25 protein-coding genes and 2 pseudogenes are annotated in these 26,484 nt (G+C 65.8%); 12 read left to right on the top strand and 15 right to left on the bottom strand.

Going from position 1 to position 26,484, the window contains the following annotated elements; all coding sequences use genetic code 11:
* The first annotated feature begins 95 nt into the window (after positions 1-95).
* On the top strand, positions 96-632 hold the full coding sequence (locus tag IHQ52_RS08735) for a glycoside hydrolase family 26 protein (protein ID WP_238064182.1): 537 nt from the start codon (positions 96-98) through the stop codon (positions 630-632).
* 5 nt (positions 633-637) lie between these two features.
* Here IHQ52_RS08735 and rfbB read toward each other — a convergent pair whose 3' ends face one another.
* Positions 638-1,642 (bottom strand): dTDP-glucose 4,6-dehydratase, encoded by a 1,005-nt coding sequence (rfbB, locus tag IHQ52_RS08730; RefSeq protein WP_238064181.1) that lies wholly within the window; start codon positions 1,640-1,642, stop codon positions 638-640.
* A gap of 124 nt (positions 1,643-1,766) precedes the next feature.
* Between rfbB and rfbA the strand changes: the two genes are divergently transcribed.
* From rfbA to IHQ52_RS08715, 3 genes are all read left to right on the top strand, one after another.
* A complete protein-coding gene (gene rfbA / locus IHQ52_RS08725; RefSeq protein WP_238064180.1) occupies positions 1,767-2,642 on the top strand; it encodes a glucose-1-phosphate thymidylyltransferase RfbA in 876 nt (291 codons plus the stop codon).
* 63 nt (positions 2,643-2,705) lie between these two features.
* Positions 2,706-2,996: a hypothetical protein gene (locus IHQ52_RS08720; RefSeq protein WP_238064179.1), complete on the top strand. Its 291-nt coding sequence runs from the start codon at positions 2,706-2,708 to the stop codon at positions 2,994-2,996.
* Between the two features lie 304 nt (positions 2,997-3,300).
* Positions 3,301-4,377: an IS110 family RNA-guided transposase gene (locus tag IHQ52_RS08715; protein WP_338029771.1), complete on the top strand. Its 1,077-nt coding sequence runs from the start codon at positions 3,301-3,303 to the stop codon at positions 4,375-4,377.
* 152 nt (positions 4,378-4,529) lie between these two features.
* Here IHQ52_RS08715 and IHQ52_RS08710 read toward each other — a convergent pair whose 3' ends face one another.
* Genes IHQ52_RS08710 through IHQ52_RS08700 form a run of 3 tightly spaced genes read right to left on the bottom strand, consistent with a single transcriptional unit; the run spans position 4,530 to position 8,540 of the window.
* Complete coding sequence (locus tag IHQ52_RS08710) at positions 4,530-6,647, bottom strand: acyltransferase family protein (protein WP_238064178.1); 2,118 nt, start codon at positions 6,645-6,647, stop codon at positions 4,530-4,532.
* Positions 6,648-6,663: 16 nt separating this feature from the next.
* The gene (locus IHQ52_RS08705; protein ID WP_238064177.1) at positions 6,664-6,846 is read right to left on the bottom strand and encodes a cellulose synthase (UDP-forming), glycosyl transferase family 2; all 183 of its coding nucleotides are present in this window, start codon (positions 6,844-6,846) and stop codon (positions 6,664-6,666) included.
* Complete coding sequence (locus tag IHQ52_RS08700) at positions 6,843-8,540, bottom strand: glycosyltransferase family 2 protein (protein ID WP_420871240.1); 1,698 nt, start codon at positions 8,538-8,540, stop codon at positions 6,843-6,845. Before IHQ52_RS08700 ends, IHQ52_RS08705 begins: the two co-directional genes overlap by 4 nt.
* Positions 8,541-8,606: 66 nt before the next feature.
* Here IHQ52_RS08700 and IHQ52_RS08695 point away from each other — a divergent pair, with 66 nt between their 5' ends.
* Together IHQ52_RS08695 and IHQ52_RS08690 are read left to right on the top strand one after the other, a co-directional pair.
* Positions 8,607-9,833, top strand: a complete 1,227-nt coding sequence (locus IHQ52_RS08695) for an alpha/beta hydrolase (RefSeq protein ID WP_238064176.1) — start codon at positions 8,607-8,609, stop codon at positions 9,831-9,833.
* A 94-nt stretch (positions 9,834-9,927) separates the two neighbouring features.
* Positions 9,928-10,755 (top strand): SGNH/GDSL hydrolase family protein, encoded by an 828-nt coding sequence (locus tag IHQ52_RS08690; RefSeq protein ID WP_238064175.1) that lies wholly within the window; start codon positions 9,928-9,930, stop codon positions 10,753-10,755.
* A 58-nt stretch (positions 10,756-10,813) separates the two neighbouring features.
* On the opposite strand, the gene IHQ52_RS08685 is transcribed toward IHQ52_RS08690, so the two are convergent.
* From IHQ52_RS08685 to IHQ52_RS08670, 4 genes are all read right to left on the bottom strand, one after another.
* A complete protein-coding gene (locus IHQ52_RS08685) occupies positions 10,814-11,518 on the bottom strand; it encodes a hypothetical protein (protein ID WP_238064174.1) in 705 nt (234 codons plus the stop codon).
* Between the two features lie 125 nt (positions 11,519-11,643).
* A complete protein-coding gene (locus tag IHQ52_RS08680) occupies positions 11,644-12,444 on the bottom strand; it encodes an ATP-binding protein (RefSeq protein ID WP_238064173.1) in 801 nt (266 codons plus the stop codon).
* Positions 12,445-12,448: 4 nt separating this feature from the next.
* Entirely contained in the window at positions 12,449-13,108 is a 660-nt protein-coding gene (locus IHQ52_RS08675) for a Mu transposase domain-containing protein (protein WP_238064172.1), read from the bottom strand.
* Positions 13,109-13,912: 804 nt separating this feature from the next.
* A complete protein-coding gene (locus IHQ52_RS08670; RefSeq protein ID WP_238064171.1) occupies positions 13,913-14,104 on the bottom strand; it encodes a hypothetical protein in 192 nt (63 codons plus the stop codon).
* A 515-nt stretch (positions 14,105-14,619) separates the two neighbouring features.
* Between IHQ52_RS08670 and IHQ52_RS08665 the strand changes: the two genes are divergently transcribed.
* Entirely contained in the window at positions 14,620-15,888 is a 1,269-nt protein-coding gene (locus IHQ52_RS08665) for an HNH endonuclease (RefSeq protein ID WP_238064170.1), read from the top strand.
* Between the two features lie 424 nt (positions 15,889-16,312).
* On the top strand, positions 16,313-16,705 hold the full coding sequence (locus tag IHQ52_RS08660) for a hypothetical protein (RefSeq protein WP_152528553.1): 393 nt from the start codon (positions 16,313-16,315) through the stop codon (positions 16,703-16,705).
* Positions 16,706-16,741: 36 nt separating this feature from the next.
* Here IHQ52_RS08660 and IHQ52_RS08655 read toward each other — a convergent pair whose 3' ends face one another.
* Positions 16,742-17,641 carry an alpha/beta fold hydrolase gene (locus IHQ52_RS08655; RefSeq protein ID WP_024499844.1) on the bottom strand — a complete coding sequence of 300 codons (900 nt, stop codon included), beginning with the start codon at positions 17,639-17,641 and terminating at the stop codon, positions 16,742-16,744.
* Between the two features lie 44 nt (positions 17,642-17,685).
* Between IHQ52_RS08655 and IHQ52_RS08650 the strand changes: the two are divergent.
* Both IHQ52_RS08650 and IHQ52_RS08645 read left to right on the top strand, forming a co-directional pair.
* A pseudogene (locus IHQ52_RS08650) lies at positions 17,686-18,562 on the top strand (alpha/beta fold hydrolase).
* Positions 18,563-18,772: 210 nt separating this feature from the next.
* A pseudogene (locus IHQ52_RS08645) lies at positions 18,773-19,168 on the top strand (HNH endonuclease); the annotation flags it as partial.
* 245 nt (positions 19,169-19,413) lie between these two features.
* Here the strand turns inward: IHQ52_RS08645 and IHQ52_RS08640 are convergent.
* From IHQ52_RS08640 to IHQ52_RS08625, 4 genes are all read right to left on the bottom strand, one after another.
* Positions 19,414-20,301, bottom strand: a complete 888-nt coding sequence (locus IHQ52_RS08640; protein ID WP_238064169.1) for a copper resistance D family protein — start codon at positions 20,299-20,301, stop codon at positions 19,414-19,416.
* Positions 20,302-20,304: 3 nt separating this feature from the next.
* Positions 20,305-20,856, bottom strand: coding sequence for a copper resistance CopC family protein (locus IHQ52_RS08635; protein ID WP_191834779.1), 552 nt, complete (start codon positions 20,854-20,856; stop codon positions 20,305-20,307).
* Complete coding sequence (locus IHQ52_RS08630; protein ID WP_191834778.1) at positions 20,849-21,571, bottom strand: YcnI family copper-binding membrane protein; 723 nt, start codon at positions 21,569-21,571, stop codon at positions 20,849-20,851. Before IHQ52_RS08630 ends, IHQ52_RS08635 begins: the two co-directional genes overlap by 8 nt.
* Positions 21,572-21,654: 83 nt before the next feature.
* Positions 21,655-22,176, bottom strand: a complete 522-nt coding sequence (locus tag IHQ52_RS08625) for a YtxH domain-containing protein (RefSeq protein WP_238064168.1) — start codon at positions 22,174-22,176, stop codon at positions 21,655-21,657.
* An 85-nt stretch (positions 22,177-22,261) separates the two neighbouring features.
* Between IHQ52_RS08625 and IHQ52_RS08620 the strand changes: the two genes are divergently transcribed.
* Positions 22,262-23,107 (top strand): GNAT family N-acetyltransferase, encoded by an 846-nt coding sequence (locus IHQ52_RS08620; RefSeq protein ID WP_238064167.1) that lies wholly within the window; start codon positions 22,262-22,264, stop codon positions 23,105-23,107.
* Positions 23,104-24,279: an alkaline phosphatase family protein gene (locus tag IHQ52_RS08615; RefSeq protein WP_238064166.1), complete on the top strand. Its 1,176-nt coding sequence runs from the start codon at positions 23,104-23,106 to the stop codon at positions 24,277-24,279. Before IHQ52_RS08620 ends, IHQ52_RS08615 begins: the two co-directional genes overlap by 4 nt.
* A gap of 123 nt (positions 24,280-24,402) precedes the next feature.
* On the opposite strand, the gene IHQ52_RS08610 is transcribed toward IHQ52_RS08615, so the two are convergent.
* Both IHQ52_RS08610 and IHQ52_RS08605 read right to left on the bottom strand, forming a co-directional pair.
* Complete coding sequence (locus IHQ52_RS08610; RefSeq protein WP_238064165.1) at positions 24,403-25,536, bottom strand: DNA polymerase IV; 1,134 nt, start codon at positions 25,534-25,536, stop codon at positions 24,403-24,405.
* A gap of 66 nt (positions 25,537-25,602) precedes the next feature.
* On the bottom strand, positions 25,603-26,340 hold the full coding sequence (locus tag IHQ52_RS08605) for a hypothetical protein (protein WP_159405508.1): 738 nt from the start codon (positions 26,338-26,340) through the stop codon (positions 25,603-25,605).
* Positions 26,341-26,484 lie beyond the last annotated feature (144 nt).

Below are 26,484 nucleotides of genomic sequence, written 5' to 3'. Positions count from 1 at the left end.
TCAGCCTCCAGCGTTTGCTCACTGGTGTTCTCGATGCCGACTTCCGTCGCTGGGGGGCGGAACTAGCCCGCTGGGGCCATCCAGTCTTGGTGAGAGTGGCTCAGGAAATGAACGGTGACTGGTATCCGTGGTCAATCGGGACAAATGGGAACACGCCAGGTGATTTCAAAGCGGTCTGGGCTCGTATCCACGCCATCGTGACGTCGCAAGCATCTAATGTCAGCTTCGTGTGGGCCCCGAACGTAGTGACCGACGGCACTCAAGGTTTTGCCGAGTGCTTTCCCGGTAGCCACCTAGTGGACTACCTCGGACTTGACGGCTACAACTGGGGTGAAACTGCCGGACACCAGTGGCAGTCCGCGCACACACTCTTCACGAAGAGCTTATCAACACTCACCCAGCTCGACTCGGAACATCCAATTTTGATTACTGAGGTCGGGTGCGCGGAGGGAGACCAGTCAAACCTCAAGCCACAATGGATTCGAGATTTCTTTACAGTCATTGGGACGAACGACCGCGTGGCTGCATTTATCTGGTTCCAGATGGACAAAGAACGGGACTGGCGATTCAACTCGTCTCCGCTGAGCGCCAGAGCATTTCGCGAGAGCCTCGCAGCGTGGACACATAACTAAGCTGCTCAACGAGTAGTGCGCTCGGTCGCGGCGTATTTCTGTTCGACGGCGTCTTTGGCGGGTTGCCACCAGCTGGTGTTGTCGCGGTACCAGTCGATGGTGGCGGCCAGGCCGGCGCGGAAGTCGACGTAGTTGGGTTGCCAGCCGAGTTCGGTGCGCAGGCGGGTGGAGTCGATGGCGTAGCGGCGGTCGTGGCCGGGGCGGTCGGTGACGAAGTCGAAGGCGTCGGTGGGCTGGCCGAGGAGTTCGAGGATGGTTTCCACGACGGTGCGGTTGTCGACCTCGCCGTCGGCGCCGATCAGATAGGTTTCGCCGATCCGACCCTGGTCGATGATGGTCCACACCGCGTCGTTGTGGTCGTCGACGTGAATCCAGTCGCGCACGTTGCGGCCGTCGCCGTAGAGCTTGGGGCGTACCCCGGAGAGCACGTTGGTGATCTGGCGGGGGATGAACTTCTCGATGTGCTGGTAAGGGCCGTAGTTGTTGGAGCAGTTGGAGATGGTGGCGGCCACGCCGAAGGAGCGCACCCAGGCGCGCACGAGCAGGTCGGAGCCGGCTTTGGTCGACGAGTACGGGCTCGAGGGGTTGTAGGCGGTGGCTTCGGTGAAACGCGCCGGGTCGTCGAGGTCGAGATCGCCGTAGACCTCGTCGGTGCTGATGTGGTGATAGCGCACCTGATGGGCGCGGACGGCTTCGAGCAGGGTGTAGGTGCCCACCAGGTTGGTGTGCACGAACGCCGAGGGGTCGGCCAGGGAGTTGTCGTTGTGGGATTCGGCGGCGAAGTGCACCACCAGATCGGCCTCGCCGACCAGTCGGTGGACCAGGGCGGCATCGGCGATGTCGCCCTCGATCAGCTCGACCCGGTCGGCGACGGGGGCCAGGGTCTCGGGGTTGGCGGCGTAGGTGAGTTTGTCCAGCACCCGGATCGAGCACTCGGGGCGGGTGGCCAGCGTGCGCAGCACGAAGTTGGCGCCGATGAAACCGGCACCACCGGTCACGAGAACACGCATGAAGAATCCTTCACTCAATTAACGAAATGCGGAAGCGAAAAAATCCGACCATTGTTCTGCGGAATTTGTCACAGACTACCTATCTAGTTCTGCGAATGTCGCATTGGGCGTTTAGCCTGCACACATGAAGGGCATCATTCTGGCTGGTGGAACGGGATCTAGGCTGCATCCGATCACGCAGGGTGTGAGCAAGCAGCTCGTCCCGGTCTACGACAAGCCGATGATCTACTACCCGCTCTCCACGCTGATGCTCGCCGGTATCCGCGACATCCTCGTCATCACCACCCCGCACGACGCGCCCGCCTTCCAGGGACTGCTCGGCAACGGCGACCAGTTCGGCATCAACCTCACCTACAAGACCCAGCCCTCACCCGACGGCCTCGCCCAGGCCTTCACCCTCGGCGCCGACCACATCGGCGACGAGTCGGTCGCACTCGTACTGGGCGACAACATCTTCTACGGACCGGGCGTGGGCAGCCAGCTTCAAGGATTCGAAAACATCGACGGTGGAGCCGTCTTCGCCTACTGGGTGTCCAATCCGGAGGCCTACGGCGTGGTTGAGTTCGATCCCGACGGCAACGCAATTTCCCTCGAAGAGAAGCCGGCCCAGGCGAAGAGCAACTGGGCAGTCCCGGGTCTGTACTTCTACGACAACGACGTCGTCGAGATCGCCCGCAACCTGAAACCCAGCGCACGCGGCGAATACGAGATCACCGACATCAACGCCCACTACCTCGAGCAGGGGAAGTTGTCCGTGCGAGTCTTGCCTCGCGGGACCGCCTGGCTCGACACCGGAACCTTCGACAGCCTCCTCGACGCCGGAAACTTCGTCCGCACGGTCGAGCAGAGACAGGGTTTGAAGATCGCCGCGCCAGAGGAAATTGCATGGCGCCAAGGGTTTATTGGCGATGAAGAACTTCGGTCACGCGCGGTAAAGCTTCAGAAGTCGGGATATGGCGACTACCTGCTCGAAATCCTGGCAAGGGGTCGGGCGTTCTGAGCTCGGCGGTCCTGGCAATGTCCCCCGGCATGGGGGCACAAGCGCGGCAGGGATACTGATCGGATGCCTGGCCACCCCGTCGACCCATCGGCATTCCACGCGCTGGTGCTCCTGAACCTCCTATTCGTGACCGGAGCGTGGTGCCTGGCGCGGCCGACCTACCGCGCGGCAGCTCTGCTCGCCGTACTCTCCGTGGCGTGGGTGCTCGGGAATGGTCCGATCGAAGGGCGGGTACTGGTGTCCTTCACGCTTTCTCACGGCTTTACGGAGTCCGACATCCTTGCGATCGTCGGAGTTGTAATAGCCGCAGTCACTGTTACGCGCACCCGAGAACGCCGACGGTACGAGGAGTAGGTGGTGGTTTGGGGCGGGAGTTTGATTCGTCCGGTCGCCTGCCCCTTCGAGGCAGTGAGAATGGGTGTGGGTGGTCGACCGGGTCTGGGTCTGACTTACTTCGAGGCTGACGGTTGCTGTCAATGAGCGAGATGTGTCGGCCCGAAACCTCCGGTCGGCTACCCACGCCATGAGACCTGAGGGCCGGGGCGGGTGTGACTTGATTAGGACCCTGTCTGGCTGGTGGGCCGTGACTCTTCACTGTCCTGTCCACCCGCCCCGGTGAGGTCATCCAACACACGAGTGTGAAGGAGACATCACCACGATGACCCCAACCATGATCGATACGCAAGCGGTGGTCCTGGGCGTAGATACCCATCAACGCACCCACCACGCCGCCATGGTCGCCGCCGACGGCCGCCCGCTGGCCGATCGAGAGTTCCCGACCACCGCTGCCGGCTACACCGAGATGTGGCAGTGGGCCTGCGGTTTCGGCCGGATCGAGCACGCCGCGGTGGAGTCGAGCGCCTCCTACGGGGCCGGATTGACCCGCATGCTCACCGATCAGGGGGTCGCGGTGATCGAGGTCAACGCCCCGGACCTACCGCGCCGTTACGCCCACGGGAAGACCGATCAACTCGACGCATATGCCGCGGCGATGGCGGTCATCACCGGCCGCGCCACCGCGGTCGCCAAAGACACCCGCGGCGCGGTCGAATCAGTCCGAATGCTCACCCTGGCACGGACTTCGGCGGTGGAAGAGGCCACCCGGATCGGTAACCAAATCCGTGACCTGTGCACCACCGCACCAGTGGAGTTCGCCGACCAGGCCCGCCAGGCACGCACCATCGCTGCGCGGGCAGCGTTCATCGCGGGTCTACCGGTACCGGCGGACAAGGGTGATCTGTCCGGGCCGGCCGCGGCGTTCGTGCGTGCCGCGCGTTCACTACTCGAGCGTCACCGACTCGCCCGACGCGAGGTCCGTTCGTTGACCCGCGAACTCGACAGGCTGTTGGCCACGGTGGTGCCGACCCTGTTGTCCCGACCGCAGATCGGACCGGTCACCGCCGCACGACTGGTGATCACCGCTGGTGACAACGTTGAGCGGATGCGCACCGAGGCGACGTTTGCCAAACTCGTCGGCGCCGCACCCCTACCGGCGTCCTCGGGCAAGACCAGCCGTCACCGCCTCAATCGGGGTGGAGACAGGCAAGCCAACAGTGCTCTGCACATGATCGCGGTCGGCCGGATGCAATCCCACGCACCCACCCGCGCCTACGTCGAGCGGCGTTCCGCGGAACACAAAACGAAGAAAGACATCATCCGCTGTCTCAAGCGCTACATCGCCCGCGAAGTGTTCCGCGACCTCACCACCGGCCTCGGAACCCTTGACAAGCTATAGGGCCGGCTCCTCGCTAACGCTCGTCGCACCTCAGGGAACGAGGGACGCGGTTTCGATACGGGTCGTCGCTGCGCTCCTCCCCTACTCAACCGGCGGGTGGGGTCGTCGCTGCGCTCCTCCCCTACTCAACTGGCGAAGGGAGCGAGAGGCGCTCACCTCGCGTTGTAGTCGAACCTCTGCTTATCCAGCTGCGCGCGCAGCGCCGGCTCAAGGACCCGCGCTGCGGTGGCCGTCAGATGCGAGTCGTCGCGGTAGAAGAGGATCTTGTTGTGTGCAGCGAAACACGAGTTGCCCTCACACAGCAGGTCGTTGACGCTCAGCGTCGTGACATCCCGATATTCGTTACGTGACACGGCGTCGGTGATCGGTTCGATGCGTGGGTAGTCGTCGAAGTTGAACTCGCATTTGGACCAGTCGTCCATCGAGCCCGAGATGCAATCGGCCACCTGGAAACCCGGGTAGGGCGTGTCGGCGATGTACACGAGCTTGGCGCCGGTGTTCCGCAACTGGATCATCGTGTGCGTCCACGCGGCCTCGGCAACCACACGATCCGGCACATACGTCGACAGCGACGAGACGAAGATGATCCGCGGACCCACCTCGGCGATGCGCTTCAGCGTCTCCTCGCGCCACTCCTGGCAGTCCGCCTTCACATACGGGTCCGGGATGCCGGACTGCGGCCGCAGGTGCTGGGCGGGGCAGGCGGCCTTGGTGAACTGGTGAACCCGCCAGCCGTGGTCGGCGCCGATGTTGCGGATCGCCTCCGCCCACTGATCGGCGTGACTGTCGCCGAAAAGCACCACCGGGATGCCGTTGGCCGGACCGAAGACGCAGTTCTCGCGTGGTTCGGTGTCCCCCACCGGAATCAGACACTCGAACGGCTGTGGCCTGTCGTCGAACGCCTGGAACGGGTTTGGCGTCACCGGGCCGGACTGCTCACCGCTGTCGGTCCCGAACACCGACTGATACGTGAGCGACGCGTTCGCGACCGTGTCGCGACTGGCCACCTGCACGGTGATCACACCAGCGGTCATCGTGACCGCCAGGGCCGCGACCACGCCCGTCAACCCCAGCGAGATCGACGCCGAATCATTGCGTTTGAGCTCGCGATTGTGTAGCAGCGGCTCCTCGAACAGCAGCGTCGAAATCGTTGCGAGCACCAGCGATCCCGCCGACACGGCCAGCAGCACCGGCCAGCTCGACGACCCGACGACCGCCTCGTACAGCACGATCGCCGGCCAATGCCACAGGTACCAGGCATACGACACCCGGCCAAGGAACTTCAGCGGCGGCGTCGCCAGCAGTCGTCCGACGAACACCGAACCCGAACCGACCGCACAACCGGAGGCGATGACCAGCGCGGCACCCGCGGTCGGGAGCAGCGCCGCAGTACCGGGATAGGGCGTGTGGGCGTTCACGATGAAAGCCGCGACGACGATGCCGGCAAGGCCGGCCCAACCCAGGACCAGGGCAACCGGGCCACCCGCGCGCCGAGCGCCGAACCGCGCCAGCACCGGCAGGCCGATCGCCACCAGACCACCGACGCCGAACTGCCAGGCGCGGGTGTAGGTGGCCATGTAGGCGGTCGCGGGATCGGTGGGCGTCAGCACGATCGCCCACACCAGCGACGCCACACTGACCACCAGCACCGCGATACCGACCGACCAGCGAACCGAGAGACGCTCCCGCAGCCGCGTCCGGGTCGCGAGTGCACCCGCGCCGATCACCAGGAACGGCCAGATGAAGTACAGCTGAGCCTCGATGGCGAGCGACCAGAAGTGCGTCGCCAGGCTGCCGTCGATCGCGCCGGCCAGGTAGTCGGCGTTCTGCTGGATGAAATGCCAGTTGGCCACTTGTGCCGCCGCGGCGAGCAGATCGAGCGCCTGCTTGAACACCTTCAGCAGCGGCATGAAGATCGCGGCGCCGATGATCGACACCACGATCACCAGCGCGGCCGGCGGAATGATGCGACGGGCACGGCGGGCGAAGAAGCCGCGCAACGAGATCCGCTCGTGCCGCTCGTACTCGCGGACCAGCAGGCCGGTGATCAGGAACCCGGAGATCACGAAGAAGACGTCGACACCGATGAAACCGCCGGTCAGATACGGAACGTGCGAGTGGAACAGCACCACAAGCAGCACCGCGACACCGCGTAGGCCGGCGATGTCGTCGAAGAAGGTTGTGGGCGCGGCCCGCATCGGCGAGGTGGGCGCCGCGTCGGACTCCACCTGCAGCGCACGCATCGGCTGGGTCGGGGCTTCGTACGGCATCAGCCCGCCCGGCCGATCACTTGGTGTCCCACGGGAGCATGATGTCGAACCAGCCGAGCGCCAGCGCCGCGATGAACAGGATCGCCAGCGTGTAGCCGACGACCTCCCACACCGAGATGCGATTCCAGTTCGTCGGGTTGGGGCGCTCGGGATGGGCTACGGGGCGCGCGTCGTCGGGTTCGGGACCGATCGCCGTCATGCTGCGATCTCCTCTGGTTCGACGTCTGCTGCGCGCGAACGACGCCGTGGCAGCAAGATTCTCACGAACTCGACGAACAGCGGCAACGCCAGGTAGGTGTAGGCGAGCATCAGGCCGACCATCATCCAGAACTGGGCCAGCCCGTACTCCATCACGTCCCAGACGATGGACACCCAGAACGCGACCAACGACGCGCCGAGCACCGTGGCTCCGAGCCAGGCGATGGAGCGGGCCAGCGAGTTCGACTGGCCGATCACGCCCGTCGGCACCCAGCCGATCTCACGGCCGATGATCTTGTGCCAGATCGCCACCGCATGCGCGTAGCTGTAGGCCATCTGGATACGGAGCGCCTCGAAGCGCCAGCGGGTACGCGACACCAGCGGGAACAGCACCACATACACCCACAAGCCGAGTAGGAACGGGACCAGCTGTGCGGGCCGCACATCCTCGGGATAGAAGACCGCCATGATCACGCCCGGCAGGAACAGCAGGAAGACGTTCATCGCAGTGGTGATGTAGTACAGGACGCCGGCCCATCGGGCGATGCGTTGCCTGAAAGTCTGGGGCTGCGGGTGATCCACCGACCGGCTGTTCTGCACCGGTGTCAACGTCCCCTGACACCAGCGGTATTGCTGGTTGAGGAAGCCTGCGAGATCCGACGGGCACAGCCCGCGCGACAACACCACCGGCACATAGCGGATCGTGTAGCCGGCCTGCTGGAGGTGACGTCCGGTGTGCAGATCCTCACTGTGCTCGATCGCGGCGAAACCACCGACCCGCTCGATCGCGCTGCGCCGGTAGATCGCCGACGTCCCGACGCAGTTGGCCGCGCCGATCCGATCCCGCGACGGCAGCACCCAGCGATAGAAGAACTCCTGCGTCGCGCCGGCGGTGCGCTGAATCCAGTTCATCGACTCGGTGGTGGCGAAGCATTGCGGACTCTGCACGATCGCAACCTGCGGATCGTCCAAATAGGGGACCAAATGGCCGAGAAAATCGGAGCGGGGACAGAAATCGGCGTCGAAGATGACGATCAATTCCCCATGACTGATCCGGCACGCATGTCGCAGATTGCCGGCCTTACGGAGGTGCCCGCGGTCCGGGCGGACCACATAGTCGAAACCGAAAGATGCTGCCAGATCGTGAACTTCCTCGCGCGCCGCGTCGTCGAGGACATAGACGAACAGCTTCCCGGGCCAGTTCATCGCGACGACATGCTCATAGGTGTTGCGCAGGATTTCCAGACTTTCCCCACACGTGGGCAGAAAGACGTCGACGCTCGGATATCGGCCGTCGCTCGGATTCCAGGAAGTCACTCGCTCCTGATGCGACGACCATGTCACCCGCCGTTTGTTCATGCCGGTCAACAATGAAAATGTGTTCCCGATCACATTCGCGAGCAGAATGATCAGAACCGGCGTGAGCCACGGGTGGGTCGTCGCGAATGCGACAAGCGAGACGGAGACCAGAACAAACGCAGCTGCCAGAACCAGCTGAATCCAGCGCATCTGAGGACCGAGATACTCGTAGACCTCGTCGTCGTCCGGCGCGGACACGGCCAGCGGATTATGCTGCGGCACAGGCGGTTCAGCGCGGCGTCGAGTACTCGGCACGCGTGCCTGATCGGCGTCGGCCAGTACCGGCCCATCAGCGGACGCCACACCTGTTCTCCGAACCCCGACGGATAACTCCACCCACCCAGAATCATTCAACGAATACGTCGACGCAAACCGCCCGAATCGACGGGTTACCGTTCTCGGGTGAATTCCTGGTGGGGGCGAGTGCGGTACGCCGGCGTATGTGTCGCCGTCGTGTCCGTTTTCGGGATGGGGATCTCGGCATGCGCGTCGACGTCGGGGGGTGATTCAACGGCCGGAACGCCGAGTTCGACGGCGTCGTCGACGAGCGTCGTGCTGAGTGCGGAGGCGGTCGAGCAGCGTGGGGAAATCGTTCGGACGGACGACGCTCCCGACTCGTGGTCATTGCCGTACGGCACCGTCGCCAAACGACTGGTCTATCGGTCCACGTCCGGCGTCGACGGGTCGACGACCTCGGTGAGCGGCGCGGTTTTCGTTCCCGGTTCCACTCCCCCGGCCGGCGGCTGGCCGCTGATCGCCTATGCGCACGGAACCACCGGCATCACCCCCGACTGCGCGCCGTCGGACCAGGCGGACATGTTCGGCGACCTGACCGCGGTCCAGGATTTCCTCGACGCGGGATATGCCGTGGTCACCACCGATTACCAGGGTCTCGGCACGCGTACCGGCCGTCAGGCGCCGCACCCGTATCTCGAACCGCGCACCGCCGCATTCAACGTCATCGACGCGGCCCGCGCGGCCCAGTCCGCAGGTCTCGGTATCAGTCCGCGCTGGCTGGCCGCCGGCCGCTCGCAGGGTGGCGCGGCGGTCTGGTCGACCGCCGAGGAGTTCGCCGGCTACGGCGGCGGAAGTGGCGAACTACTGGGCGTCGTGGCCGTCGCGCCACTGCTCGATCCCCGGTACTTCGCGACACGCGCGCAGGAGAACACCCTCACGCGGGCTCAGCAGCACCTGTATCCGCTGGTGGTGCACGGAATCTCGCAGGCCGACCCGGCGGTGAAACCCGGCGACCACCTCTCCGCGCTGAACAGCTCCGCGGTGCCGGTGTGCGGCGATGACCGCACCGCGGTGTCGTTGCTGTCGGTGCCGGCGCATACCTCGCTGGGCGCCGTGACGCCGCAGGCCGCCCAGACCCTGCACGCGCGCCTCGCGGCCTATACCCTCCCCCGCACCGCGACGAAGGTGCCGATCCTCGCGATGTACGGCACGGCCGACAACGTCATCCCTCTTGATGTGATGGAAGACACACTTCGACGCGCATGCGAGGCCGGGGATCGGGTACTGAGTGTCCGGCAAGAACAGCAGGGGCATATCGTCAACCCTGGTCCCGCTATGGCGACCTGGGTCCGCGACCGAGTTGCTGGATTGCCCGCACCGAGTAATTGTTGAAACAAACGAGCCCGACGCCTCGCGCGTGGCCGGTAAATGGCCGCTATGGTGACAAAGTCGCTAGACGAGAAACGCGGGTTGGGAGACTTGTTACATGTTCAATGCCGTAAAGCGCATTGCAGGTTCTGCGCCGATCTGGGCTTGGATCGTCATGGTCGTGTGTGCCGTAGTGCTCGTTGTCGGTCTCATCGTGTCGAGTAATCGAACCGCTCCGACGTCGGACGCGGCGGCGGCGATGACCCCGACCAGCTCGACCCCGCTCGAGCAGCCCGCCACCCTTGCCTTCATGGAAGATGCCAAGGCGCATGCGGCTGAGCCGAGAACAATTGTGCTGCTTGGTGATTCGACCGGCGCCGCCCGCGACGGCTGGGCACCGAAGGTCGGCACCGCGATCAGCCAGACCCTCCAGCGGCCGATGGCCACCAAATTCTGGAACACCACGACCAACGATTACGGCGCAATGGTCGGACTCGGCGACGGCCCGAACGGACCGATCGGATTCTGGAATGGCAGCGCTTCCGGAAAAGACGCGAACTACGCGCTCGAAAATCTCGACAAGATGATTCCCGCAGATGCCTCGCCGGATCTGATCATGCTCAATTTCGGACATACGCAGGATCCGAAGACCGCGCTCGCCGAACAGCTGCAGCCGCTCATCGCTCAGCTCCGCAAGGAATACCCGAACGCCGACCTCGTCGCGATCAAGCAGAGCCCGGCGCAGGGCAAGAACACCGGCGAGCAAACCGCCGGCTTCGCGTCGGCCATGGACGCCGAGGGCATCCAGGTGATCGACGTCTACTCCGCCTTCCCCACCGACGACGCGTCGCTGGCGCCGCTGCTGAAGGACACCGTCAACCCGAGTCCTGCCGGACAGCAGATCTGGACGACGACGGTTCTCAAGGCCTTCGAAGTCCAGGCGTAGGTTCAAGCGTCACGACGGCCACTCTTGACGCGCTGCAGGTTCGTCTGACCGAGCGTGCCTATCGTGCCCCTCTGGCGGAAGCCTGCCGACTCACGCGGAACGCGCGTACTGCGACAGGCCTTCTCAAAACCAGTGCCACCGAACGAAATTCGTAGCGCCTGCGGGTGTACCACCGACGAGCTCGACGACCTCGCTCAATCCGCTTTCGGGTCACCTCTTCGGCGGCGTCGTCGAGCGACGTGGAGAGTCCGTAATCTGCCCGTATCCGTCGAATCTGCGTGGCATGTGGGGAGTACGCGGGCAAAGGAAGGCCGGCGAGGCGGTACACCGGTTGCCGGAAATCGTGGGCTGTGAGCAACGCGAGCCAGGCCCAGATAAGCATCCCCAGCGCGAACAGGACCGCCAGTACCCGCGACGAAGCCGTCAGCACGCCGGGTACGAGAGCGCCGACAAAATAGGCGCTACCGATCAAGGCGCTACCCCAGCCAATAGTGGAGAACACAAATGCGCGCCCGCGCTGAGGACGGGGCAGCGTGATCATGTCGAATCGACGCAGAGCCTCGGCCCAGCGATAACGCTGCCTGAGCGACGCAACGGCGGGATCGACATCGTCATCAGGCAGCAACGCCATCAGTTGCTCTACCTGTTCATAGTGCGATCGGCGTTGCTTCTGCCGAATGTACAAGGCCCCCAGCGCAGAGAACGCCGGGACGAGCGCAGCGAGAAGCCCCACATAGAATTGCGGGTCGACAGGCATTGCCACCCTGAACTCCCTTCGGATGGGGAACATCCCCCGTATCCGCTCTGCCAGATGAGGACGCGAGACTGTCATTTGCCACTGCTATGGGACCGCCTGGATTGCCACGAGGATGGGACCACCTTGGCGCGTTATTGAGGATGCTCTGCGGGGTTGGGTCGGTCAAGTCCGGGTCGGTGTCGTTGGCGGTAGGAGGGGCCTTCGATGACGAGGGTGTGCGCGCGTGAGGTGAGTCGGTCGATGGCCGATTGGGCCAGTAGCGCGTCGGCGGTCATGGTGAGCCATTCGGCGGGTTCTCGGTTGGATGTGACGATGGTGGTCTTGGTCTGCTGGTGGCGTTCGACGATGAGTTCGTAGAAGTCGTTGGTTTCGGTCGCGTCGAGCGCTGTGAGTGCGAAGTCGTCGATGATCAGGATGTCGACGGCGGTGATGCGGCGGAATTCGGCGTCGACGCTGTTGTCGAGGCGGGCGGCTTTGAGCCGGTGGAACAGTTTGTCCGCTCGCGCGAACAGCACTGTTGTGCGTCGGCCGATGGCCATGTGGCCCAACGCGTTTGCTAGGTGTGTTTTGCCGACTCCGACGGGGCCGAGCAGGATCGTGGAGTGGCCGGCGTCGATGAACCGCAGGGTGGTGAGGTCCTCGAGCAGGGGGCGGTCGTAGAGTAGATCGTCTGCCGCGCGCCAGTTGTCGATCCGCATGCTGGGGTCGAGACCTGCCTTGGCTGATCGTCGGGCGGCGGAGCTGGATTCACGCCGTGAGACTTCATCGGCGAGCAATTGTTGCAGGAACGTCAGGTGCGAGGTTTTGTGTTGGCGGGCCAGGGCTGCGCGTTGGGGCAGGGTGTCGGCGAGGGCTCCGAGTTTGAGGGTTTTGAGCAGGCCGAGCATGTCGGCGCCGACAGGTTCGGGCACACTGTTGGTGGTTCGGGTCATCGGTTCACTCCTGAATGGTGTTGTCGGGGTTAGGAACAAGTGTCAACTGTGTTCTGTTGGTTGCGTATTCGGAGGGGTCGCGGGCAAAGCGAGACGATTCCGACCCGGCGGCCACGGGCATGTCCGGGGTGGTGTTCTCGGTGGCCTGCTCAAGCATCGAGGCGATCTTGGGCACGGCGATGACATCGAACTCCAGGGCGGTGGCACAGGCAGCATCGACAGGTTCGGGCCCGTAGGTGCGCACCAGGCCGAGCAGGGTGTACACCGCCCGCACCCGAGACCACGGGCGCGGGTCGTCGACGATACGGGCCGCGTAGAGCCCGATATGGGGGCCGTGATGCTCGCAGGTGGCCTGCAGCTTGCTGATGTTGCGCAGCGCGTAGGCGGCCTTGTCTGCGGGGTAGTCGTTGGGGTCGGTGCTCTGCCCACCGGCGGGCTGGCGCGGGTGTTGCTTGACCGACTCGCCGCGGTGATAGAACTTCACCGCTTCGCTGTCCAGGCGAACGTCCAGTGTCGAGCCGATCCAGGTTTCGGGCAGTGAGTACAGTGCTTTGCCGACCGAGGCGTGAAAGTCTCTGTGCACCTTGACAGTTTTGAAGATCGGTACGTCGTAGTCGGCCGGTATCGGTAACAGGTGGGCGCGCTCGTCTGTGTCGAACAGCACCGCTGGCGCGGCGGGCGGTGGTGCCGTGAATCCGCAGCCCCGCGGTGCTCTGGCACCACGCCACCGCGGCGGCCTGGGCATCGGGCAGGCTCGAGAATCGCTCACCGGCCCAAAAGTTGTTCTGCACGTAGTGGATGGTGCGTTCTACCCGCGGCTTGTCGGTTGGTGTGGCGACTCGGGCGGTGTCGGTGACGAACCCGGCATGCTGGCCGTAGTCCAACCAGCCCCGAGACAACCTCGGATTGAGGGTGTCTGTCTGGGTGACAATAGGTTTCATGTTGTCCGGAATGATCACAGCGAACACGCCGCCGAAGAACTCCCACGCCGCTGAACAGCCCTCGAGGATCGTTGACAGGGTTTGGGTGTGTGAGAGCCACACGAACGTGTGCCGCGAGTACACGGCGGTGAACACCAGCGCGAACACTTTGCGGCGCTTACCTGTTGCCGCATCATCGAGCATCCCGAGGTAGCCGAAGTCGATCTGGCACTCCACCCCGGGATCCCCATCGGCCACCCGCACCGTGGTCGTGGTGCGGCGATACCCACAGCACTCGGTCGCGAACCGCACCAGCGTCCGATACGGGACCACACACCCCTGACGGGCCAGCAGGATGTGAATCTTCGTCACCGTCAACGGTTCTGGATTCTCCGGCGTTCCTCCCCTCACCCACTGCGTGATCTGTTCGCTGAACGGCACCAACGCTTCCCACGCCTGGCCATGACCATTCGGCCGCGCCGGACGCACCCCGGCCACCACCGCACCGAGCAACTCATCGGTCAGTGCCGACGCACCGACATCGCGCGTCAACCCGCCGCCTGCGCCGCCGCGATGTAGCGTCGCACCGTCTTCCTATCGACACCCGCACGCGCGGCGATCGTGCGCAGACCCGGCGCCGGTAACCCCACCGCAAGGCCCAACCACAACCGCAGGACTTCTCTGATCTCTTCCACTGCAACCTCCCGGTAGCCCATGCCGTCGGCCCCTTCCGTGAACATCGTCACGGCCGAGTCAACGGACAAAATGAAGGACCACCAGCGCGACACGCCGGTGGTCCCATAACTGGCAATCCAGGTGGTCCCATCCCTATGGCAAACAATCAGCCCAGGTGGTCCCTTCACGGTGGCAAATGACAGCGAGACTAACAAGCGACTCCGACAGATCACCTGGCGAGCGTCCCGGAGGAACCACAAGTTGAAGGTCGCAGAACGGTGCGTCAGCGTTGCGAGTTGCTTTCGCATTGCGAAAGACGTTGTCATACCGCTGGTTTGACCGAGACGTCGACTGTGGAGAGACCTGGCGCTCGAACATATGTTCGTGTACCTTGGAGTCATGGCGGAGCTCACCACACCTCTCGACCACCTCATCGATCAAAACGGTCGGTGCAACCCGTCCGCAGTTCTTGTCAGACCCCCGATGTAGAACTGAAGACACAGAACATTCACGACAGAGCAGCAGTCAACGACGGTCCCACTCACCGCTTGTACACCTCAGAAGAGGGATGGCTGCCGTCATGATCGACACCGACACGACTCCACTCGACGCAATCCTCGATCAACTCGTCGAGATCACCCCACCCACCGACGACCCCACCGACGACCCCACCGGCGTCCACACGTACTCACAGCTGCGCCGATGGATACTGCTGCGCAACCTCGCCGATCACCACATCGCCACCCACGCAGCACACCTCGACGATCTCGGCGTCGCGGAAAAGGCGGGTTCGACCACCAAGAAGCTGCTGATCGAGATGGGACTCCCACCCGCAGCAGCCACTCGTACCGCCCGTATCGCCGACCATCTCGGCACGCTGAGCAAGGTCGAAACCTGCGCCGCCGACGGACGCCTCGCGGGTGAAGTTGTCGACGCCGTCGTACGCGGAATGTCGACCATCGAGAAACGTTCCCCCACACAGCTCTCCGACGACGACCACGCAATCTACGAGACCGAGCTCCTCACCCAGGCCCTGTCGGGGGCCACCCCCACCGAAATACAGAAACACGCCCAGACCATCGGCAACACCATCGCTGACGATCAGGGCGGCATCCCAGCCAGCGACGACCGCACCCTCGACACCCTCTCCCACCACACGACCGATGACAGTCGAGTCGAAATCCATGCCAACGTGACGCAAGTCGTGGGCGAGAAGTTCATCGCGATGATCGACGAACGCAGCGTGCCCCGGCCCGAACCCGACGGGTCGCCCGATCGACGCTCGGCCGCCCAGATCCGCGCGGACGCACTGGAGGTGCTGTTAGATCAAGCTGCCGCAGGTGCGGCGATGGACACCATCGGCACCCCCAGAACCCAAGTGGCGTTGACCATCCCCGCCGACGGCGGCAACCCAGCATTCCTACCCTGGACGGGCTCTGTCACCCACGCCATCGCCCGACAACTGTCGTGTGACGGTTCCTTGACCGAGATCATCATCGACGGCGAGACCGTGCCACTGCAGATGGGTCGCGAACGACGACTCTTCCCAGCCCACCTACGCAAGGCGATCATCATCCGCGACCAGACATGCATCAAATGCGGGGCGCCGCCATCCCATACACAGGTCCATCACATCCAACACTGGACCGACGACGGTGACACCGACCTCGACAACGGCTGCCTGCTCTGTCAACGCTGCCACACCCAGGTCCACCACAACGGCTGGGAAATCATCCTCGGCTTCGACCGCCACCCCTGGCTCATCCCACCGGCCGACATCGACCCGAGGCGCCGCGCCCTACCCGCCTACAACCGACGCACCATGCGACTCGACGACATCGCCGCCTGACACAGACTTACGCGCCAGCACCTTCCGCACCCGGCGTTCACCGAACATTAACCGGGACCGCATCCGTACCTTGACAACTCCACAGTGAAACACAGAGCCGCGCAATCGGTTCCGTTCCCGCCCAGCATCGCTGGGCGGGAACGGAACCGGTGACTACGGCGCGGTCGCCGAGAGCCGCGCAACGCGGAGGTATGTAGCCCGTCGAGGACGACAGCGCGGATTCAGAACCTTCTTGACCTGAAACCTTGCCAAGAGCAGGGGAATTCAGTATGTCCGGTTCGGCGCTGCACTGCGGCGCGATGAGGCCTACCAGGACCTCCTCGCCAGTCTCACCGCTCACGGACTCGCTGGTTCCGCGGCATCGGACTACGCCGAGATTCGCGACATCGTGGACCGCACCGGACTGTCGGTCGATCAGGTTCGCATGCTTCAGGATTGGGCCGACAGCAACCCGCTGATCCGCCAGCAGTACTTCGCGCGGACCGCGGTCACCGACCGCCTGTGGGATCTGACGTTCGAGATGCGGGGCGGAGTGGCCGCGTCGACCAGAGTCGGTCTACGCGCTCTGGGCCCGGTCGGCACCGTCGTGAGCACGGGCCTGGTGCTCCACGAGTTCGCAACCGCCGAAACGCCGCGCGACTTCGCCCACGCATCCGTCGAGGCCGCTGCAACAGCCGCACCCGTCCTGGGCCTGGTGGGTTGCGTGTTCGGTCCTGCCGGGTGCGTGGTGGGTGTGGCGGCCGGTACCCCGGCCGGCCTCGGACTCTCCGGCGGCAATGCCGTGGCCCGGCTGTGGTGGGACTCGCTGGAGGCCTGATGCCCGCTCAGCCGGCGGGGGCCGTCGGCGGAGCCCTCACCGCCGCGTGCTCGGTCTCACCGCCGCGTCCGCGGTCACCGCGTCGAGCGCGTCCGTGAACGGCGGGATGAAGAACCGGGCACCGAGGACGCAGCATGCGTGACCACCGTCGACCTCGAAGCGCTGCGACCCGGGGATGCCGTCGAGCAGCAGTTGCTGACGTTCGGGTTCGACGACGCGGTCGCGGGTGGACACCACGACGGCGGTCGGGACATCGATCTCGTCGAGCCAACCGCGGGAGTCGAATCGCCCCAATCCGTTTCCGAATTCGCCGAGATGTGACAGCGGCGTCGAGAAGAACTGCCGCAGCGCCCAGACGGACGTATGCGACGTCGTCTTGTCGAGGCTCTTGTCGGAAATACGCGGAAGCATCCGGTAGAGCGGCGCGAGAATGCGACCGGTCCGTTGCGACGACCTCTGGTGCCGGGGGTCGCTGGTGCTGAAGAACGGTCCCGTCGAGCAGAGCACCAGGCCCGACACCCGCTCGGGATGACGACGCCACACCAACTGGGCGATGCCGCCGCCCATCGAGAATCCGGCGGCGACGAACCGGTCGATGCCGAGGACGTCGGCGACAGCGGCCACGTCGTCGGCGCAGTCACGAAGATCGAAGTTCTCCGACTCGATACCGCGACCGTGCCAGCGGGCGTCGAGGGTGATCACCCGGTAGCGGTCGTTGATCGCCGGGATCGTCGGATACCAGCACAGCAGTCCGGTCGTCAGCACCGAATGCAGCAGGAACACCGCCGGCGCGTCGCGGGGTCCCGAATCGGTGACGTAGGCGCGGCCGCGACCGGGCAGGTCGAGCATCTGACCTTCGGGAATGTCCGTCGCCGGGTACGGCTTGAAGACGTGGCGGACTGCTCTGGCGGCACCGCTGAGAAACTCGGGGATCACGTTTACAAAGCTACGTGAGATGCTGGGTCGAGGGGTCGATCGCCATGGCCGACGGTGATCGTCGCATCGGGTTCGCCGAATACGGATCAGCCACCGGACGAGCCATCATCTGGCTCCACGGCACGCCCGGAGCGCGCCGGCAGATCCCCGTCGAGGCCCGCGGATTTGCCGCTGAGCGGGGGGTTCGTCTGATCGGACTGGACCGGCCGGGTGTCGGGTCGTCGACGCCGTACCGGTACGACAAACATCGCCGCCTTCGCCCCCGACCTCGCCGACGTGCTCGAAGCACTCGGCATCGACGAGTTCGCGGTCATCGGACTCTCCGGCGGCGGGCCGTACGCGCTCGGTGTGGCTCACGCGATGCCCGACCGGGTGGTCGCGGTCGGCATCCTCGGCGGTGTCGCACCGACCATCGGCCCCGACCGCATCCCCGGCGGCGCGATGCGGCTCGGCTCGTTCCTGGCGCCGGCGGTCGGTGTCGCGGGGTCGCAGATCGGGCAGGTCCTCAGTGTCGCGCTCCGCTTCGCACGGCCGGTCGCCGAGCCGGCCATCAGCGTCTACGGACGGCTGTCCCCCGCCGCCGACCGCGAACTGCTGCAACGGCCGGAGTTCCGGGCGATGTTCCTCGACGACCTGCTCCACGGCGGCCGACGTGCGATGGAGGCGCCGTTCGCCGACGTCGTCGTGTTCGCCAAGGACTGGGGCTTCCGCGTCTCCGACGTGCAGGTCCCCGTGCGCTGGTGGCACGGCGACCACGACCACATCATTCCCTACGCCCATGGTGAGCACATGGTGTCGTTGCTGCCCGACGCCAAGCTGTTCGAACTGCCCGGCGAAAGCCACCTCAGCACCCTGCACATGGCCACCGACATCATCGACGAACTGCTCGCCATCTGGGATCAGGCGCGGGCTGTGAAGTAGAGCGCGCCGGATTCCATACCCGCACAATTCACTCGCGCTACGGCTTTTCCGTTCGTCAGCGGCCACTGCAGTAACTGCTGTTGCTGGTGCTCACCAGAGTGGCCCATTTCTTTAGCACGCGTGAAAGATGCTGAAGCACCGTTCTTTTGACGACGCGAAGGCCTGTGGAGAAACCTGGCAGTCGAACGCATGTTCGAGTACATTGGAGTCATGGCGGAGCTCACCACACTTCTCGACCAGCTCATCGAGATCACCCCACCCACCGACGACCTCACCGGCCGAACAACTTTCGAACAACTCGACACCTGGCGGTTGATAGGCAACGTCGCCGACCACCAGATCGCGACGCATGCAGAAAAACTCGATGATCTACACGTTGCACAGAAGGCTGGTTCAACCACCAAGAGATTGTTGATCGAGATGGGATTCGCACCCGCGGTCTCCACACGCGCGACCCGCATCGCGGAGTACTACTCGAGCTTGAGCAAGGTCGAGGCCTGCGCGGCCGACGGACGCCTCTCCGCCGAAGTCGTCGACGCCATCGTGCGCGGCATCACGACCATCGAGAAACGCTCCCCCACACAGCTCTCCGACGACGACCACGCTATCGGCCCCTACCCGCCTACAACCGCCGCACCATGCGACTCGACGACATCGCCGCCTGACACAGACGCTCGCGCAGCAGGGTTTCGATACGGCTCGTCGCAAGCTCCTCGCCTACTCAACCAGCAGGGGTACCCGACATCTGCCGGGACCGCATCCGATCCTTGACAACTCCACAGTGAGAACACAGGGCCGCCCAGTCGGTTCCGTTCCCGCCCACCGTCGCTGGGCGGGAACGGGTCCGGTGACTACGGCGCAGTCGCCGAGAGCCCCGCAGCGAGGCCCAGCACGACGGCCATCAGCACCAGTTCGACGACGGCGTTGCGGATCGACGCGGCCTCGGTCAGTCGGTGGCGTTCGGCGGCGGGCACCCATCGTCGTCGATGCCAGAGGGCGACGCCCACCAGCGCCGCCAGGATGACGACCTTCGCCAGCAGAATCCGACCGTAACCGGTGGTGAACAGGGCTGACAGGCCGTCGATCTCCGTCAGTGCGGCAACCACGCCGGTCACCGCGATCACGCCGACGGCCCACGGCGCACGCTGTGAGAACACCGGCAGACTGCGCGCCCACCCGGACCGGCCGCGGACCGCGATCACCATCGCGACGAGCAGACCGCACCACCAAGCGGCGGCCAGCGCGTGGGCGCCGACGAGAAAGGGGCCGAAGGCGTCGTTGCCGGCGTGCCCGGCGATCGCGGTGGCCAGCACCCCGACCGCCGCGAGCACCCCGACCACGAGGACCGGGATCTCGACCGCGGTCAGCAGATCGAGCACCGCCCACACGACGATGAGCAGACCCGCAACCAGCGCGACCATCTCGGAGGTGCCGGAGTTGAGGACCTCGCCGAAGTCGCCGGCACTCACCTCGAGCACGTCCGTGCCGGACCGATCGGCGGTGCGCACCCAGGCGCTGATCAGCGTCGCCACCACCCAGACGCCCGCGAGTGCACCGATCAGTCTCGACGACGGCTCGGCGTCGACCGTCGGCAACAGGCCGAGGCCGAGAACCACGACGCAGACGCCGAGCGCGAGGGTCGCGGGAATCGCCACCGTGTCCGGTCCGTCGGGGCGGGCGAGCAACCAGCTCACCAGCAGTCCGGCGAACAGGGCCGGGACACCGGCCACGACCCTCACGCGTCAGCTCCGCGTCTTGGGGCGGCGCGTCAGCCAGAACACGACACCGAGACCCACGACCAGTACCACGACGGCACCGACGATGAAGTACCACACCGGGATTCCGTCATCGGACTGGTCAGCGGAGGCATCGGCGAGCGGACCCGGTTCACCAGTGCCGGCGACCGTCAGCTCGAAGCTGCGCTGCCCGCTGATGACGTGTCCGTCGGCGGAGGTGACCCGGTAGTTGATCGTGTACTTCCCGGTCGGGCCGAGTTCACGCACGCCGACGCTCACAACGCTGCCGTCGACCTTGGGGTCACCGGACTGCCAGAAATGATCGTCGGGTCCGACGACGTTGAGCACCGCGTACGCCGACTGGATTCCCTCGTTGAAGGTGAGGGTGACGGTCGGCGGACCAGCGGAGAGGCTCGCGCCGTCGGCGGGGTCGGAGGACACCAGACGCGAATGCGCCGACGCGGCGGGCGCCGACCAGGTGCCGACCAGACCCAGGCAGGCGAGCACGGCCAAGGTCAACAGGACCGAACGGCTGAGCGGGAGTGCGCGCTTACGCATTGCCACGTCCATTGCGTCGGGCAACCATCAGCGCCGCGACACCGAAGACGGTGCCCAGCGCGCCGACGACCAGTCCGATGCCGCCGAGCCACCGGGCTGCGGAGTCGGCCTGGGCGGTCTTCGTCGCCTGCGACTCGGGCGCGTCGGTGCCGGCCTCGGGCGCTGCGACATGGTGTGCGCCGTGTCCGTCGCCGCCCGCCGCGAGGGTGATGGTCGGTGCGGGCTTCTCGGGCTCGGTGCCGTCGGCCGGGGTCGGCTGATTCCAGTCGGACTTCTCGCCGTCGGCATAGGTCTGCAGCGTCGGGAGGGTGACGGTCTCCTGCTCGGGGAAGGGGCCGCCGGAGAAGCGGAACTGCCCGAACTGGCCGACCGGGACCCCGGGCGAACCGGGTTCGGCGGTCCAGGTGATCTCGGTGACCAGATCGTCCTTCTTGGTGACGACCGACTTCCAGCCGCTCATCACCTCCGGGCGCGCCGACTTCAGGCCGGGCAGGGTCACGCGCAGTGACGTCGTCGGAGCCGCGTCGGACTCGTTGGGGACGACCAGCGTGACGACGCCGTACCCACCCTGGGTGACGGTCGGGGCGTTGGCGGTGACGTGCGCCGACGCCGCTCCCGCCCCGGTCAGGGAGGCGACACCGACGACTGCGGCAGCGGCGGCGGGCAGGACGAGGCGGCGAGCGGTCGTGGCCCGCGTCAGGACAAGGTTCTTCATCTGGGTTCTTTCTCAAGAGTTCGGAAGTCTGGCGTTGCGCACGACAGCACCGAACCGTCGAGGGTTCGGTGTGGTGGCGCGGGTCAGAAGCCGAGCGGAGGTCCACGAACGCCGGTCCCGCCGACGGGCGGAGCGGCGAGAACACCGGGTTGCGTCCAGAAGACCGGGCGTGCACCGGGCGCGAGCAATGCGGCGGGCGGCATCAGCGACGCGATGACCGACCCGATGACGGCCAGCATCTGCGCGCCGACGACGATCAGCACGGCGCTGAGCGGGATCGCGACGAGGTGCGTCAACAGCATCGGCAACGCCGGGGCGTCGTGGCCGGCGTGTGCGGCGTCGGCGGCGAGCGACCAGTGACCCGCGACCTGCGCGGCGGTCAGGATGCCGACGGCCGACGCGGTGGCCGGGGCGAGGCGTCGGCCTCGGGTCGCCGGTTGCAGGAGCATCGCCGCGACCACGCCGATCGCCGCGGTGAGCACCAGGCCACCTGAGCTGGGCATCTGGCCGCCGGCGGCACCGTGCGCGGCGATCGCGACGGCGGGCACCACACCGGCCGCGGCGACGCGTGTGAACACGTCGGGCGTGCGGACGGTGCGTGACATGGCCCCATCCTAAGGAGTGGGTCCCCGCGCAACCGACTCACCCAACCCGGCCAACTCGTCGGTGCGCGGTGAAAGAATCGACAGCATGTCGCTTTCACCGGCTCCTGTCGAGGTACGCACGGTCGAGGTCCGCGAGCTGTCCTCGCCCGACGAACTCGAAGAACTGATGCGGATCTTCGACGACGTGTGGCGGCCGGACCCGACGAGACGCCCGGTGGGCATCGACATGCTGCGGGCGTTGTCGCATTCGGGCAACTACGTGTCCGGCGCTTTTATCGGCGATCACCTGGCAGGCGGAAGTGTAGCGTTCCTGTCGGCGCCGGCCGGCGAGGCCCTGCACAGTCACATCACCGGGGTCTCCCGACGCGGACGCGGCCACCATGTGGGCTACCTGCTGAAGATGCATCAGCGGAAGTGGGCGCTGGCGCGTGGACTGACGACGATCACGTGGACCTTCGATCCGCTGGTCGCGCGGAACGCGTATTTCAACATCACGAAGCTGGGCGCGCTGCCGGTCCACTACTACGAGGACTTCTACGGCGAGATGGGCGACGAGCTGGGCGGCGACGCCGACTCCGACCGGGTGCTGGTGTCGTGGGCGCTCGAGGACGGGCTGCCCGAGGCCGTCGATGGTGTCGGGAGTGTGGAGGCGCTGATCGCCGACGGTGCGGTGCCGGTGATCGACGATTCCAACCGGTCGCGTCCGGTCGCCCATCACGAGCGGGTGGCCCCGGACGCCACCGTGGTGGTGGCGTTGCCGCGGGACGTCGAAGCGATGCGGGTGAGTCATCCGCTCGACGCGGCGCGGTGGCGGATCGCGCTGCGGGACGCGATGTCGCCGTTGCTCCTCGAAGGTGAGGCGCGACGGTCGGTGCGGTTCCTGCGGTCGGGTCACTACGTGTTCGGTCCGGCGGGGTCGGGGGTGCGGTGAGCGTCGAACTGACCCCCGCGGATTGGGACCGGTACCCGCACACACTCGCCGACGTCCTGCCCGCGGTGTCCTCTGCGCTGGGAATGTCCGCATCGTCGGACCTGGTTGTGCCACCTGGCGATTCGGTGGTGGTGTTGCTCATCGACGGGCTCGGGGCGACGCTGCTGGAGGAGTACGCGGATTCCGCGCCGACGCTGCGCGAGCTGACCGCGACCACGCTGCGTGCCGGATTCCCGGCGACCACGGCGACCAGCATCCTGAGTCTGACGGTCGGGGCGGCGTGCGGCGTGCACGGGATCATCGGATACAGCTTCCGGCCCGACGACGACTGTCGGACACGGGGATCACGCCGGGTGCTGAACTCGCTGCGCTGGAGTCTCGACGACGCGCACGGCCCCTCGGCGCTGGTCACCTATCCCCCGGCTCTGGTGCGGACGCACCCGGGAAGCCTGGAAGCGCTTGCGGATGAGGGCGCTCGGGTGACGTACGTGATGCCCGGGGAGTTCCGCGGCACGGGTCTGACCCTGGCAGCGTTTCGCGCGCCCGGCCAGTACGTGCCGGCGGTGACCCCCGACGGGGTGCGCGACGGCGTCTTGGCCGCTGTGCGCGGACACAGTCGTCATCGCCGGTTCGTGTACGCGTACTACAGCGAGTTGGACACCGCGGGACACATCCACGGTCCTGGTTCTCCGGAGTGGCTGGAGAAGCTTCGGATGGTCGAACGGCTCGTGGCCGATCTCGCCGCCGAGTTGCCCTCCGGGACAACACTGCTCGTCACCGCCGACCACGGGATGATCACCGCCGACCGCGCCATCGACATCGATACCGCGCCAGGACTTCTCGACGGCGTCGATGCCGTGGCCGGTGAGGCGCGTGCGCGGCACGTGTACGCGACGTCCGGTGCTGCCGATGACGTCCTGGAGGCATGGTCGGGGTATCTCGGTGACGCGGCGCACGTCGTCACACGGGAGCAGACCATCGACGAGGGGTGGTTCGGACCCGAGGTGACCGACGCGGTGGCGCGTCGGATCGGGGACGTGGTCGCGGTGGCGCGGGACTCGGTGACGCTGACACGCTCGACGAGCGAGACGATGGAATCGATGATGATCGGCCACCACGGCGCCTGGACGGCCGCGGAACAGCTTGTGCCGCTGCTGGTTGCGCAGGGGTAGAGGTTTCGATACGGCTCGTCGCAAGCTCCTCGCCTACTCAACCAGCGGAGGGTTACGGCTCGTCGCAAGCTCCTCACCTACTCAACCAGCGGGGGCACGGCTCGTCGCAAGCTCCTCGCCTACTCAACCGGCCGGGGTGTCCTCGTCGGTCACCAGATCGAGGCGGACGCCGAGAAGGCGGACCGGGCGGTCGATGTCGAACTTGGTGAGCAGGTCGGCGACCACGGCTTCGAGCTGATCGAAGTCGAGGCTCGGCGCGGGGAGTTTCCGGGACTTGGTGCGCGTGTAGAAGGTCGTGGTGCGGACGGTCACCGCGACGCGGAACGGTAGGCGTTCTTCGGCGACGACCTGGTCGAGCAGCTCACGCAGCAGTTCGGCAGCGGCGGTGCGCATCTCGGACGGATCTGCGATGTCGGTGGCGAAGGTCCGCGACTTGGAGTGCGAACGGGCGAGCCACGGTTCGGCGGTGATCGTCGAGTCGCCGCCGCCCCGGCACAGGACGTACAGCCAATTGCCCTGGTGCGGACCGAAGGTGGCGATCAGGTCGTCGCGTGGTGTCGCGATGAGGTCGTTGACGGTCTCCACACCGTTGGCAGCGAGTTTGGCCGAGGTCTTCGGCCCGACGCTCCACAGGTCGCGAGTCGGCCTCTGACCCATCAGGTCCAGCCAGTTGCGGTCGTCGAGCAGGAACACGCGTGGCGCGCCGACGCCGTCGTCGGGTGTGGCTCCGGGCGGCCGCTTGGCGAAACCGGTGGCCATCTTCGCGCGCTGCTTGTTGTCGCTGATACCAACGCAGCTGGTCAGACCGCACCGTTCGAGGATCTCCTGCCGTACCCGTTCGGCGAAGTCGACGATGGCGGCATCGTCGAACGGGTCGACCTCGGCACCCCGCGCACTGACACCGAGGTACGCCTCATCCCAGCCCCACACCTCGACGGGATGACCGGTCCCGCGCAGCACATCCATGACGTCGGCCGACGCGGCGTCGTACGCACCCATGTCCAGCGGCAGATACACCGCGTCGGGCAGCTTGCGGTAGGCAGCACGCAGCGGCATCCCGGCCCGCACGCCGACATCCCGCGCCTCATACGACGCGCAGGTCACCACCTTGCGGGCCTCGGTCGGATCGCCGTTGCCGCCGACGATGACCGGGACACCGACGAGCTCCGGACTGCGCAGCCGCTCGACCGACACCTGGAACTGGTCGAGGTCGACGTGCAACAGCCACCGATAGCGTTGCGAAACCGACGTGGTCACCCCGCCAGGGTAACCACGGACCGGCGATCAGTCGCCGCAGTCAGTCACCGCAGTCGGTCGCCGAAGTCAGACAGCGATACGGACGTCGATCTCGCCGAGTCCCACGCTCCGGCACGACGTGCGCAGCGAATGCGGGTTGTAGCGCAGCACCGACAACCCGCGGTTCGTCTCGGTCGACCAGCCGGCGAACGACTCACCCGCCTCGGCGATGAACCCGGTCAGCGCCGAGAGCGACGATGCGTCGAATGCGGCCACCGTGTGGGTGAGCACCTTCTCCAGCAGCGCACGGTCACGATGCAGCGGCGGCGGAACCAGATTCAGTGCGGGAGAAGCTGTTCCACAGTTCGTCGGATCGGTGAGCGCATGAACCGCGACGAGCAGGAAAGCGAGCGAGACGACGGCCCGCGAGGTGGGTTCCCCCGCCCGGCCCGGATACGACTGGATGAGGTGGCACACCTGCACCGGGCGCGGCGGCGTGGCATCGGCAGCCTCGCCCGAGCCGGGCTCGAGGAGCCCCAGTGCAGCCAACACCTCTTGCTGAGCGGACGAAACCGTCTCCGCGGCAAGCGCATCGGCATGCATCCGCTGCAATTGGGCGACGATCGCCTGGTGGCGTCGCGCCGCGTCGTCGATCTCACGGACCAGATGTTCGGTCAGTCCGAAGGTCGACGAATAGTGGGTCAGCGCCTGATATCCGGGCAGCACGATGTGCTGCTCGATGGCGATGGCCTCGGCGATTGCCGACGGTTCGAGAAATTTGCGGACGCTTCGCTTGGACGCGCGCGCCGACAGAGTCCTGGTCAACTGAGCCCTCCACACATGTAGACCACTGATGCTCCGAAATGGAATTCCCACCCCGGTGTTGACCCCCTACGCTTCGACACCCCCTTCGATGCCGTTAACGAAGCGCACGATCACAATAGCGAGGATTCGGACAAACCGTGAGTC

The sequence above is a fragment of the Gordonia amicalis genome (assembly GCF_022059885.1).
GTDB lineage: Bacteria > Actinomycetota > Actinomycetes > Mycobacteriales > Mycobacteriaceae > Gordonia > Gordonia amicalis.
The sequence above is the reverse complement of the archived record's forward strand: the minus strand, read 5'-3'. Positions and strand labels throughout refer to the sequence as shown.

Excerpts from the sequence above, each read along its gene's own strand:
- rfbB (WP_238064181.1), bottom strand. The coding sequence starts at position 1,642 with ATGCGTGTTCTCGTGACCGGTGGTGCCGGTTTCATCGGCGCCAACTTC.
- rfbA (WP_238064180.1), top strand. The coding sequence starts at position 1,767 with ATGAAGGGCATCATTCTGGCTGGTGGAACGGGATCTAGGCTGCATCCG.
- IHQ52_RS08720 (WP_238064179.1), top strand. The coding sequence starts at position 2,706 with ATGCCTGGCCACCCCGTCGACCCATCGGCATTCCACGCGCTGGTGCTC.
- IHQ52_RS08715 (WP_338029771.1), top strand. The coding sequence starts at position 3,301 with ATGACCCCAACCATGATCGATACGCAAGCGGTGGTCCTGGGCGTAGAT.
- IHQ52_RS08710 (WP_238064178.1), bottom strand. The coding sequence starts at position 6,647 with ATGCCGTACGAAGCCCCGACCCAGCCGATGCGTGCGCTGCAGGTGGAG.
- IHQ52_RS08705 (WP_238064177.1), bottom strand. The coding sequence starts at position 6,846 with ATGACGGCGATCGGTCCCGAACCCGACGACGCGCGCCCCGTAGCCCAT.
- IHQ52_RS08690 (WP_238064175.1), top strand. The coding sequence starts at position 9,928 with ATGTTCAATGCCGTAAAGCGCATTGCAGGTTCTGCGCCGATCTGGGCT.
- IHQ52_RS08680 (WP_238064173.1), bottom strand. The coding sequence starts at position 12,444 with ATGACCCGAACCACCAACAGTGTGCCCGAACCTGTCGGCGCCGACATG.
- IHQ52_RS08670 (WP_238064171.1), bottom strand. The coding sequence starts at position 14,104 with ATGTTCACGGAAGGGGCCGACGGCATGGGCTACCGGGAGGTTGCAGTG.
- IHQ52_RS08665 (WP_238064170.1), top strand. The coding sequence starts at position 14,620 with ATGATCGACACCGACACGACTCCACTCGACGCAATCCTCGATCAACTC.
- IHQ52_RS08660 (WP_152528553.1), top strand. The coding sequence starts at position 16,313 with ATGCTTCAGGATTGGGCCGACAGCAACCCGCTGATCCGCCAGCAGTAC.
- IHQ52_RS08635 (WP_191834779.1), bottom strand. The coding sequence starts at position 20,856 with ATGCGTAAGCGCGCACTCCCGCTCAGCCGTTCGGTCCTGTTGACCTTG.
- IHQ52_RS08630 (WP_191834778.1), bottom strand. The coding sequence starts at position 21,571 with ATGAAGAACCTTGTCCTGACGCGGGCCACGACCGCTCGCCGCCTCGTC.
- IHQ52_RS08625 (WP_238064168.1), bottom strand. The coding sequence starts at position 22,176 with ATGTCACGCACCGTCCGCACGCCCGACGTGTTCACACGCGTCGCCGCG.
- IHQ52_RS08620 (WP_238064167.1), top strand. The coding sequence starts at position 22,262 with ATGTCGCTTTCACCGGCTCCTGTCGAGGTACGCACGGTCGAGGTCCGC.